At 57.7% G+C, this 11724-nt stretch carries 10 protein-coding genes and 1 tRNA gene; 8 read left to right on the top strand and 3 right to left on the bottom strand.

Features of this window, described 5'->3' with window-relative positions:
- From pssA to cysN, 3 genes are all read left to right on the top strand, one after another.
- A partial coding sequence (gene pssA, locus AC33YF_RS10635) for a CDP-diacylglycerol--serine O-phosphatidyltransferase (protein WP_491777184.1) occupies positions 1-804 on the top strand: 804 nt, incomplete at its 5' end.
- Positions 801-1709 carry a sulfate adenylyltransferase subunit CysD gene (gene cysD / locus AC33YF_RS10630; protein WP_491777183.1) on the top strand — a complete coding sequence of 303 codons (909 nt, stop codon included), beginning with the start codon at positions 801-803 and terminating at the stop codon, positions 1707-1709. The genes pssA and cysD, both read left to right, overlap by 4 nt.
- Positions 1709-3628: a sulfate adenylyltransferase subunit CysN gene (gene cysN / locus AC33YF_RS10625; RefSeq protein WP_491777182.1), complete on the top strand. Its 1920-nt coding sequence runs from the start codon at positions 1709-1711 to the stop codon at positions 3626-3628. Before cysD ends, cysN begins: the two co-directional genes overlap by 1 nt.
- Before the next feature lie 60 nt (positions 3629-3688).
- Here cysN and AC33YF_RS10620 read toward each other — a convergent pair whose 3' ends face one another.
- The gene (locus AC33YF_RS10620; RefSeq protein WP_491777181.1) at positions 3689-4192 is read right to left on the bottom strand and encodes a hypothetical protein; all 504 of its coding nucleotides are present in this window, start codon (positions 4190-4192) and stop codon (positions 3689-3691) included.
- Between the two features lie 539 nt (positions 4193-4731).
- On the opposite strand from AC33YF_RS10620, the gene AC33YF_RS10615 reads away from it, so the two are divergent.
- From AC33YF_RS10615 to AC33YF_RS10605, 3 genes are all read left to right on the top strand, one after another.
- A complete protein-coding gene (locus tag AC33YF_RS10615) occupies positions 4732-5028 on the top strand; it encodes a hypothetical protein (protein WP_491777180.1) in 297 nt (98 codons plus the stop codon).
- Between the two features lie 143 nt (positions 5029-5171).
- Complete coding sequence (locus tag AC33YF_RS10610; protein ID WP_491777179.1) at positions 5172-5618, top strand: hypothetical protein; 447 nt, start codon at positions 5172-5174, stop codon at positions 5616-5618.
- A 559-nt stretch (positions 5619-6177) separates the two neighbouring features.
- Positions 6178-8277 carry an alkyl/aryl-sulfatase gene (locus AC33YF_RS10605; protein WP_491777178.1) on the top strand — a complete coding sequence of 700 codons (2100 nt, stop codon included), beginning with the start codon at positions 6178-6180 and terminating at the stop codon, positions 8275-8277.
- Positions 8278-8343: 66 nt separating this feature from the next.
- On the opposite strand, the gene AC33YF_RS10600 is transcribed toward AC33YF_RS10605, so the two are convergent.
- Positions 8344-8417, bottom strand: a tRNA-Gln gene (locus tag AC33YF_RS10600).
- Between the two features lie 219 nt (positions 8418-8636).
- Between AC33YF_RS10600 and AC33YF_RS10595 the strand changes: the two genes are divergently transcribed.
- Positions 8637-8810 carry a hypothetical protein gene (locus AC33YF_RS10595; protein WP_491777177.1) on the top strand — a complete coding sequence of 58 codons (174 nt, stop codon included), beginning with the start codon at positions 8637-8639 and terminating at the stop codon, positions 8808-8810.
- Between the two features lie 131 nt (positions 8811-8941).
- Complete coding sequence (locus AC33YF_RS10590; RefSeq protein WP_491777176.1) at positions 8942-10261, top strand: Ppx/GppA phosphatase family protein; 1320 nt, start codon at positions 8942-8944, stop codon at positions 10259-10261.
- Between the two features lie 50 nt (positions 10262-10311).
- On the opposite strand, the gene AC33YF_RS10585 is transcribed toward AC33YF_RS10590, so the two are convergent.
- On the bottom strand, positions 10312-11724 hold a 1413-nt coding region (locus AC33YF_RS10585), incomplete at its 5' end, for a DHA2 family efflux MFS transporter permease subunit (protein WP_491777175.1).

Genomic DNA, 11724 nt, shown 5'->3' with positions numbered 1-11724 from the left:
GTCCTCATTCCGAACATCTTCACATTGGTCGGACTATGCGCCGGGCTGACGGCTATCCGCATGGGGATCGAGCACCGCTGGGATATGGCGGTGGCGGCGCTCGTGTTCGCTGCGTTTCTCGATGGGATCGACGGGCACGTGGCGCGCCTCCTGAAAGCGTCGACGCGTTTTGGCGCTGAATTGGACAGTCTTGCCGACTTCGTCAATTTTGGCGTGGCGCCGGCAATCATTCTATTTGCGTGGTCGCTCGAAGACCTAAAGAGCCTCGGCTGGATAGCGGTATTGGTCTTCGCGGTTTGTTCGGCCCTACGTCTCGCGCGCTTCAATGTGTCGCTCAGTCAGACGGACCAACCAATTTGGAAAAAGTCTTTCTTTGTGGGCGTGCCGGCGCCCGCTGGGGCAATCATCGTCCTGTTACCGATCTACGGCCAAGATTTGGGTCTCCACTGGCCCAGCCTTACGCCGTTGGTGCTGCTCTATACGATTGCTGTAGCGCTCTTAATGGTGTCGAATTTACCCACTTTCTCCATCAAGATGCTTGGTCAGCGGATCCATCGAGAGTACGTTCCGCCGCTTTTTGTTCTGGCGGCTCTTTTCATTGCCTTGCTCTTGACCTATCCAGCTCAAACTCTGTTTGCGGGGTCTCTAGTTTATCTGGCTTTGTTGCCAGTCAGTGCGTACCGCTACCTTGTCGCCAAACGACACGCAGACGCATTTGCCAAGGCACAAAATGGCAAAGACACCCAAGCTGAGACGAGCAATACCAATCGAACTGAAACGACACGCATGAGTACTGATCTATGAAGCAAGTTCTTTCATCCTATCTCCGCCAGCTTGAGGCAGAGAGCATCTACATCATGCGTGAGGTTGCCGCGGAGTTTCAAAATCCGGTGATGCTGTACTCTATCGGCAAGGACTCGGCCGTGTTGCTGCATCTTGCAATGAAAGCGTTCTTTCCGGGTAAGCCGCCGTTTCCGCTCCTCCACGTCGACACAACTTGGAAATTTAAGGAGATGATCGCGTTTCGGGATGCCGAAGCGAAGCGGCTTGGCGTCGAACTAATGGTCCAGATCAATGAGGAGGGCGTGCGAAACGGCATTTCGCCGATCACACACGGAAGCGCTCTGCATACCGACATTATGAAGACAGAGGCGCTGAAACAGGCGTTTGCCAAATATGGCTTCGACGCCGCGTTTGGCGGCGCACGTCGAGACGAAGAGAAGTCGCGTGCGAAGGAACGCGTCTATTCGTTCCGGAATGCCTCACATAACTGGGATCCCAAGCGTCAGAGACCTGAGCTTTGGCATCTAGCCAACACCAAAGTAAATCCTGGCGAGAGCATGCGCGTGTTTCCATTGTCGAACTGGACTGAACTCGACGTTTGGACCTACATCTATCTGGAGGATATCCCGGTCGTGCCGCTCTATTTCGCGAAAGAGCGCCCCGTGGTCGAGCGTGACGGGACGCTCATCATGGTTGACGATGACCGTCTGCCCCTCGAGGACGGCGAGACACCACAGATGCGGAAAGTCCGCTTTCGGACGCTGGGGTGTTACCCGTTGACGGGCGCCATTGAGTCTGAGGCTGCGACAGTGCCTGAGATCATCGAGGAGCTAATCGCTTCTCGCCATTCGGAGCGGCAGGGGCGCGTTATTGATCACGATCAGGTTGGGTCGATGGAAAAGAAGAAGCAAGAGGGGTACTTCTAATGGCGCATCTCGACGTTGTCGGCGGCACTCAACAGAGTGCCGGTGATAGGATCGTGGCGCGCCTTGTTGCAGAGGAAGATCGCGGTCTCCTGCGCTTCCTCACATGCGGCAGCGTCGACGACGGCAAGAGCACGCTAATCGGACGGCTTCTTTACGATTCACAGCTTGTGTTCGAAGACCAGCTTCAGAACATCGAAAAAGAGTCCAAGCGACGGAACGCCAGTCCTGGTGCGGAAATCGATCTGTCTCTCCTTGTCGATGGCCTACAGGCTGAACGGGAGCAGGGCATCACGATTGATGTCGCGTACCGGTACTTCTCCACTCCTCGGCGAAAGTTTATCGTTGCCGATACACCGGGACATGTTCAGTACACGCGCAATATGGCGACAGGTGCATCGAACTGCGACTTTGGTGTTCTACTGATCGACGCGCGGCAAGGTGTGCTAACCCAAACCCGTCGGCACGCGTGCATCCTGTCCTTGCTCGGCATCAAGAAAGTTACACTCGCTGTTAACAAGATGGACTTGATTGACTTCGATCATGAGCGATTCCAGGCCATCGTTGACGACTTCGAAGCATTCGCCAAGCCGCTCGGCTTTGACTCAATCGAAGCTATTCCGGTATCGGCATTGAAGGGCGATAACGTCACCACGCCCAGTGCACACATGCAGTGGTATCACGGTCCCACATTGCTCGGACACTTGGAGACAGTTGACGTTGACCGTGCGCGGGATAGCGATCCATTGCGTTTCCCCGTTCAGTGGGTGAACAGACCGCATCTGGACTTTCGTGGAGTGTCAGGGACCGTGGCAAGCGGCCGGGTCGAACCCGGCGACGAGGTCGTTATCCATCCGTCCAGAAAACGCGTGCATGTGGCGCGAATAGTCACCGCAGATGGCGATCTTGACGCAGCAACCGAGGGCGACGCAGTTACGCTGACATTCGCAGAGGAAGTTGACGCGAGCCGTGGTGACGTAATCACGAAACCTGATGCGGAGCCGTCTGTAGCAGACCAAATCGCGGCAAAGCTAATCTGGTTCGACGAAGAGGCCATGTTACCTGGACGGACTTATGGAATTCGTTGCGGTACGCAAAGTGCCGCAGCCACCGTCTCATCACTCAAGTACAAGCTCAATGTTGACAATTTGGATCATGTCGCGGGCAAGACACTCGAGATGAATGAGGTCGGTCTTTGCAATCTGAATATGACAAAACCGCTGGTATTCGATCCGTATGCTGAAAACGCTGCGGTTGGCAGCTTCATCCTGATTGATCGCTTTACCAATGCGACTGTCGCGGCGGGGATGGCGGAGTTCGGTCTCCGCCGTGCGACGAACGTCAAGTGGCAGGAGCTATCTGTTGACAAGTCGTCGCGCGCAAGTCTCAAAGGGCAGAAGCCATGCGTGCTTTGGTTCACGGGGCTGTCCGGGTCTGGCAAGTCAACGATCGCCAATGCTTGCGAGAAGCGACTGCATGCGCTTGGCCGACATACCTACATGCTCGACGGTGACAATATCCGACACGGCCTCAACAAAGATCTTGGCTTTACCGATGCTGACCGGGTGGAAAACATCAGACGTATCGCGGAGGCGGCGCGGCTATTCGTCGATGCGGGTCTGATCGTTATGGTTTCATTTATCTCGCCGTTCCGGTCGGAGCGTCGCATGGCCCGCGAGCTGGTTGGTCAGGATGAGTTCATCGAGGTCTATGTGGATACGCCGCTGGAGGTTTGTGAGGCGCGCGATCCCAAAGGGTTGTACCGGAAAGCACGGGCCGGGCTGATAAAGAACTTCACCGGCATCGACTCCGCCTATGAACGGCCCGAGTCGCCGGAGCTCGATTTGAACACGAGTGAGTTGACGCCCGAAGCGCTCGCCGATCGGGTGTTGGCCGAGCTCAGACTTCGGCAAGTTGTCTAGCGCTTCGCGCGCCTAATTGGCCATAGCTCCAAATGCAGAGTGTGATGGCTTCGCGCGACCTTAGGCTGCAATTGCGAATATGAGTGTGATCGTCGCAATGGTGAGGACGACGGCTGAAGCGACCGACCCGGCGACGACAAGGCCCGCTTTGCGTTGCCTTTCCTTGAAATCGTGGATGAGGCCCCGCAGTTGGGTCTCAGTGTGCTCGGTCGGTACTGTGACCGCATCTTCGCGATTTCGGTCTCCCTCGACCTCGCCGCCTCTGGCAGTCCGGAGAGCTTCTTGCCACATGCCGGTGGGCGGTTTCCTAAAGTTGGTGTCGACGACTGCGAGCTGCGTAGCCGAGGAAACGAGATCTTCGCCCGCATCGTTATCAACAAGCTCGGCAGTGGCGGTAGGCGCGGAAAGCCGATGGATCCCACGGATCTCACCAAACTCTCTCGTGAACGTTGCGCGCCGCGAGTCGTGGAGCGACTCCTGGAGTAGGGCCGCGGCCGTGCGACTTGTATGACCAACGGCCGTGCTCGACGACCCTGTTGGCAACAGCAAGCTCAGTTCAGTCATTCAATAATTCCCTCTCCCGGCGCGCCCCCAGTGACGCCTGACATTCAGTCCGGCCGCGCCTAGCTTCATCCTCCCCAGACCGTCGGAGCCCGATGCGCGGCAGCCAAGGCCTCTCATGGTGCCGCGCAAAAGCCCGCTGACAGCCCATGAAGGCGTCGTCCTGGCGCTTCCCAAGTAACGACGCCCCTAGTAACCCAATGCGCAAATAGCGGCTTGAGTTCCCTGCAACTGGACGCGGACCAAAAGTTCGTCCGTTGGCGCTTGTTGCTCGAATAAGGCGTGGGCAGCTGAGGCGCCCGGCGGGCTGATTCGGGCGCTTTAGTCCGCGGTGTCACGGCCTCGGCGTGCCCGGCTCACCGAATCATTCGATGGCGTGGTCTTCGCGGCACTGCCGTTTTGACATCAACTGTGGCAATCCGGGTGCTGGTGACGATGCTGACATGATAGGCTGCTCGGATAGAGCCGGGGAGCCATGAGCGGACGAAACAACAACTCAGATTGGACTGTCGATGTGTTGAGCGTGTCGAGGGTGCTGCCGCATGCGCTTAGATGAGGACAACAAGGAAGCCGAGCGTCTGCGAGAGGCGCTTCAACAGTTGACTTGGGAAACGAGAAAGGCGCTAGCGTGGGTATGCGTCACCCTGATCGCGGCCATCTATCTCGTCCTGCGACTGCCTGAATATCCGACCTGGACGCTTCTGTTTTTCGTGCCGCTCGGCGTCTTCCTTTTCTGGAATTTGGGTGACTGGCATTCCAGCAGTCAACGAACTGCAGAAACCAAAGCACGCCTCGGTAGTCTGGACAAGCAAATCAAGGAACGCGAACCCACGTCATAGCGGGCAGCGCCTCAGTTCAGTCGTCGATAGGCAAAGTCGATTGGTGAGCGCCGCAACTTCGATTTGCTGGCCCCAAAGGGCGTCACCATCTCCTTTAGCGGTTTGAACGCTCCGTCAACGCGAGACAACAAGGAGATTTTGAGATGCTTTGGAAGTCCGTTTTTGGCGCCGCTGCGGTCGGTCTAGTTCTGGCTGGACCAGCCCATGCCGCACAAGAGGCGCAGAACGCTGGCGACAGGAACGATTCTGCGAAGTCATATCAGAGATTCTTATCGGCGACTAAGTTGTTCGGACTGTCCGAAGTGCTCGGCGGCAACGCAGAGTGGGACCTGTCAGCATCGATGGACCGCGCGTTTGACTCGTTCGGTGACGGTAACGCTGACGCGCACCAGAACCTTGGAAACACAGACTTGGCTGAAGTGCTTAACTACCATCTATTGCCGGGTCAGAAATTTGACGGTTTGGGCAGTACTGAGTTGCTGGAACTTGAGTCAAAAAACTGGCAAAGGCTCATAATGGGCAGCAGCGATAACGTGTTTGCTATTGATGATAGTCAGCTCGCCATAGAGGCGCTCCCGGCCGAAAGCTAGGGTCGGGGATTGCTACTCGAACACCCTGAAGTGACCCAGCGCGCGCGGCGATTGACGGAGATACACCGTACACTGAATAAAGACCACTTGGAAGCGGGCACGCTTAGCGGCGCCCGCGCCACTGTGTTTGCCGTTCCCTTTTGCTGTGTGTGACTGACCTAGCCATCCTTGTCCTCTCTCAAGCTGAGGTACTGCGAAACACCCCAGGCAAGGACGGCGCCTTGGATCAGTAGGGTCAACATAGGTGCTTCATAACCAGACAACTTTCTTCCAAGCTCCGTCGTTTGCGTTGCCGGGTTACGCCGCTTGGTGTGCGTGGGATCAATGCGACATCTGCGACGTTTGTGCACATTTCTTGAAACGTGCGCAGCGCTCTCTGCGCAGCAATGTCAGAGGCCAACGGGGTCGTGAGAGTCCAACGCGAGAGTGCGTGCTGAAACGCAGCGCATAAATCAAGGCCCATCGTGATGCACCGCTTGCTGACCGATTTGTCACTTTACGTTGAAATCCCATTTGGTATCCAACTTGCGTGAGGATTTGCGAAGCTTGGGAGGCGCTTATGACAACCCGACGTGATTTCATCAAGTCAGTACCTGCGATGGGTGCTGCGTTTGCCGTTGCAGGGCGTGTTTACTTGGACGACGCTCCTGCGCGGGCACAGGGTGCGGCGCCGTTAGAGGGTCACTTCCACCCGAAGGGAAAGCCGCCGTCAAGATTCACGTTGGAACTTCTCAAGAAGGCAAAAGGCACCCTGCCATTCTCCGACACGAGAGACATCGAGGAACAGAAGAAGGGCTTCATCGCTCCGATGAAAGAGCTCAAGATCAGAGCTGATGCGGGTCATGTCGCCTGGGATATGGAGCGTTTCCAGTTTCTCGATGCCGAGGAGGAATTCGACAGCATTCACCCGTCGCTGCATCGCCAATCCAAACTAAACAACAACTACGGTCTCTACGAGGTCATTCCGGGGATCTACCAGGTTCGTGGCTTCGATCTCTCGGACATTTCTTTCGTTCGCGGCAAGACCGGCTGGATTGTTTTCGATCCGCTGGTCTCAGGAGAAGTCGTGCGCGCCGCGTGGGAGCTGTTCCGGGAACATGTTGGCGAAGGGCTTCCCGTCTCGGCGATCATCTACTCGCACACCCATGGCGATCATTGGGGTGGTGTACGGGGAATCGTCGACGAACAGGACGTTCGGTCGGGGAAGATCCCGGTCATCGCTCCCATCGACTTTATGGAGTTCACGATTTCGGAAAACGTCTACGCAGGCAACGCCATGAATCGGCGCTTGTTCTACCAATACGGCCTTCTGCTGCCCGCAAGTCCCTACGGCTACGTTGGCCAAGGCCTTGGCCAAGCCGTATCGGCGGGTGCAAGCGGTTTGATCGCCCCAAATCGTTACGTTGAGAAGCCGATCGAAGAGTTCGAGGTCGATGGCATCAGGATGGTTTTCCAGAACACGCCAAACACCGAGGCCCCTCGGGAGATGAATACGTACATCCCGGACATGAAGGCCCTGTGGATGGCCGAGAACGTTACCTCGACGCTGCACAACATCTACACGCTGCGCGGCGCTCCCGTTCGCGATCCGTTGCGCTGGTCCAAGTATATCGACGAGGCACTTCATCGCTTTGGCTTTGAGGCCGAGGTGATGTTCGCCTCACACCACTGGCCGCGGTGGGGCAAAGACCGTATCCAAGAAGTCTTGCGCGGACAGCGTGATCTCTATGCGCATATGAACAATCAGGTCCTGCACCTCGCCAATCAAGGTGTGACGATCAATGAGATCCATAACGTTTATGAAGTGCCCAAGGGACTACAGGAGAAGTGGTTCTGTCGCGGGTACCATGGCTCACCGGAGCACAACAGCCGCGGCGTCATCCAGCGCTATCTCGGCTTCTGGGATTGCAACCCCACCACGTTGATACCGCACTCACCGAGTGACTCCGCGCCGCTCTATGTGGAGATGATGGGCGGATCGGAGAAAATCCTCGCGCGAGGCCAAGAGCTGCACGACGAGGGCCAGTATTTGTTGGCGTCGGAAATCGTGAACCAGCTTGTCCAAGCCGAACCAGACAACGAAGCGGCGAAGGATCTCCTTGCAGATATCTTCGAGCAGGTCGGCTACCAGCAGGAAAACCCCGGACTTCGCAACAGTTTCTTGGCGGCAGCCTACGAATTGAGATCGGGTATACCGCAAGGTGAGACCGTCGACTCGAGCAGCCCGGACGTTATCCGAGCCATGTCGACAGAATTGTTCCTGAACTTTCTTGGCATTCGCATGGATAGCCGCAAAGCTGAGGATCTAAGCTTCATTATGAACCTGATCACTCCCGACAACGGCGAGAAGTTCAGCATCGAGCTGTCCAACGCGACATTGACCAACATCCAGGGATTCCTCGCGGACGACCCTGATCTGACGTTGACCATCAACAGATCCGATCTCGAGCAGACCATGATGGGGGCCAAGACTCTCGAAGCGCAGATTGCAGATGGGACTGCGAAGGTCGACGGCGATGTCGAGGTGTTGAAGCAGCTCGCAGCGACCATGGTCGACTTCGACCCGCGCTTTGAGATCATGCCGGGCACGAAGGGCAGGACCGAGGTTGCACATGCTGAACCTTACGAGGCCGTTCCGCGCAAGACGATCGCCGAATAGTCGCTTGTCCGTCGTAACGGCTCTGGGTCACTGTTTAATATTTGTCAATGATATCATATGTTTGAGTGGCTGGGAGACTAGGATTCGAACCTAGATTGACGGAGTCAGAGTCCGCTGTCCTACCATTAGACGATCTCCCACCAGGACTGGCGGCCGCGACGGATATTCAGAATCGGTCGTGATCCTTAGCGCGGAATTCGCATTTTTCTAGTCGCTGGCAGCGGCGCTTGGCAAGCCTAACCGTTGCTCTGCGTACTCCTACTCCTGGTCTTCCTTCAGTTTCGATCCGGCCGCGGCCAAGATGCCAACCCTGCCTGCCGGTAACATATTCTCCAGAAAGTGGCTGCATCATGCTGCGCATGAATCAGCTTTCACCCCCTTCGAACCGCATTTCTGCGGCGCTTCATGCGTTGCGGCGACTCTACAACGAAAGCGCCACCGACAAGGCAGTGCTGGGTCTCAAGAGTCTGCGGACCGTTATGGCAGAGCGGCTTCGGGAGCGAGGGCGTCAGGGCCAGCGCGAGGAGAGATAGGCCTAGGCCTCGCAGGCTGCGCGGGGTTTACCTGCCTGATCAGATTGGTAGATTGGTCGCATAGGACCAATGCTATAGCCTCCGGGAACGGGCGAGAAAGCGCCCTCTGAGGGCTCGAAAGGTTGAAAACTGTGAGTGGGCCGAGCGGAAGTACCCGCGCGGCTGCAGGGAGTGCTCGCCGCCAGGAGCAGGCGCGACGCCCCGATGCTCCGGGAGACGCTGGCGAGGAAGTCCGCGTCGACGTCCCGAGGAGCAATACCGGCGAAAGCGGCGCTTTCAGCGCCGTGGCGCCAGGGACACCCGCACCTGCGAGTGTGCCTGCGGCCAGCTTTCCCGGCGCAGCCAGCGCCGCAGGTGAGATTGTGCGCGATGCACGCGACTCTGCGCATTCCAGTCTCTCAGTATACGGCGCTCTTGATCTCGGAACCAACAATTGCCGTCTGCTCGTCGCGAAGCCATCGCGACGTGGATTTACGGTGGTCGATGCGTTCTCTCGCATTATCCGGTTGGGCGAGGGGCTCCAAGCCACGAGCCGGCTCTCCGAGAGTGCTCAGCGACGCACCATCGCTGCGCTGAGGATCTGCGCGGACAAGATGCGCCGCCGTGGCGTTACGCGGTCACGATTGATTGCAACCGAGGCCTGCCGGATTGCCACAAACGGTGCGTCATTCATTGACCGCGTTGAGAACGAGACGGGCCTATCTCTTGAGATTGTCGGACGCGAAACGGAGGCCAAGTTAGCCGTTTCGGGTTGCGCGTCGCTGCTGGATAGAGCGTGCGACTGGGCTCTCGTGTTTGATATAGGCGGCGGTAGTTCGGAACTCATCTGGCTTGACCTTCGAACACTGGGGAAGGATTGGAAACAGTCCGTGCAGAATCGGGCGGCCGTTCAGGACGCAATCGCAGCGTGGACCTCCTTACCGCTCGGAGTGGTGAACTTGGCCGAGCGTCACGGAGGCCGCAATGTGACGACTGAGAGCTATGAGGCAATGGTGGAGGATGTAGCGGGTGCGCTGTCGGGTTTCGAATCGCAATACCGCTTCGGCGAGCGCGTTGCCCATGCCCGCGCTCATTTTCTCGGCACTTCCGGCACTGTGACGACTATTTCTGGAATTCATCTAGGTCTGCCCCGATACGATCGTGCGCGAGTGGATGGCTGTTGGCTCAAGGCCTCCGATGTGCGCCAGGTCTCCAGCAATCTCTCGAGTATGAGCTATGCAGAGCGCATCGCTCAGCCCTGCATCGGTCAGGAACGGGCGGACCTTGTTTTGGCCGGCTGCGCGATTCTTGAGGCGCTGCTGCGCACGTGGCCCTGCGAGCGATTGCGCGTGGCGGACCGCGGCCTGCGCGAAGGAATCCTTACCACACTCATGGCGGAGGATGGCCACGATCGGAAGATGCCTCGCCGTCGCCGCAAGCGGCGCGGTCGCAGGAGAGATAGCCGAGGCTGAAGCACCCACGCAGTGGCTGTGTGTTCGCTGCCGACAGATGGGGCTGGTTGTTAGTCCTCAGGTACTAAGTCACGCTGCCGATCCGACTTGCCGAGCGCCTCCGCCTTTCGCGAGAGGCTCGCCCCCGCGTCCTTTGGTAGGCGCATGAAAACGAGCGCCGAGCTTGCGCAGATCGCTCCCACAATCAAGAAAGCTAGAGGAAAGTCGCTTGCCACGACCTCGTTGCTATCGCGGCCCAAGCGTTGGAACTCAAGTACAAGCGCGCCAACAGCAACGCCCGCGGACATGGAGAGTTGTTGCGACACGCTCGCGAAGCTTGTCGCCTTGCTCATCTCATGCTCCTCGATGTCCGCATAAGCAATAGTATTGATTGCGGTGAACTCTAGGGAGCGGAAAAAACCTCCAACGAGAAGTGTGACGAGGATCACCGTCTGTGGTGTGACCGCCGTGAACAGAGAGCAGGCCACAATGAAGGACGCCGCGATCAGGGCATTCCAGACAAGTACTGGCCTATAGCCAAATCGGCGCAGAATTGGCGCTGCTGTTGTCTTCATGGCCACGGCGCCGACGGCAATGGCGAATGTGAGAAGCCCCGACTGAAGGGGGGTCATGCCGAAGCCGAGCTGAAAATAGAGCGGCAAAAGGAAGGGCGTTGCACCAACGCCGATCCGGAAGAGGAAGCCCCCAGCGATGTTGGCGAAGAAGGTCGGGATCTTGAGCAGACGCAAGTCGAGCAGTGGCGCGGGTATCTGCAAGGCGTGGCGCACGTAAGAGGCACAAGAAATGGCGCCCACTGTCAGCAGCGTAACGACAAACCATGGCGGAAAGAGCGGCTGACCGATGATGGTGAAGCCGAAGGCAAGACCCGCAAGGCCTATGCCGGATAGGAAGAAACCTTTGACATCGAGCGGCGGCACATTTTCCTCACGGAAGTTCTCGATGTAGCGCGAGGAGAGATAGATGCCGAGTAGCCCGACCGGAATGTTGATCCAAAAAATCCAGCGCCAAGAGAATACGGTCGTGATGAATCCCCCCAAGGGAGGCCCAATCACCGGCCCCATAAGTGCAGGCACGGTCAGCCAGGCGAGTGCCGAAATCAGCTCGTCCTTCGGGACGGAACGTAAGATCACCAGGCGTCCGACTGGCACCATCATTGCGCCGCCGATGCCTTGCACGACGCGGAACAGAATGAAGTCGGCGAGCGACGTCGCAAAGCCGCACGCCGCCGAGCCGATTGTGAACACGACGATGGCTGCGCGAAACACCGTCCGAGCGCCAAAGCGATCCGCCATCCAGCCACTAATTGGTATGAAGACCGCGAGCGACAGCAGGTAGGATGTGAGAGCCAGCTTTAGCGCGATAGGATCTTCGCCAAGATCGGCCGCGATCGCGGGCAGCGACGTGGCTATAATGGTCGAGTCCATGGTCTCCATGAACAACGCGACCGCGACGATCAGGGTGAT

The organism is Methyloceanibacter sp. (genome assembly GCF_058506495.1).
This window is presented reverse-complemented; position numbering and strand designations above follow the sequence as displayed.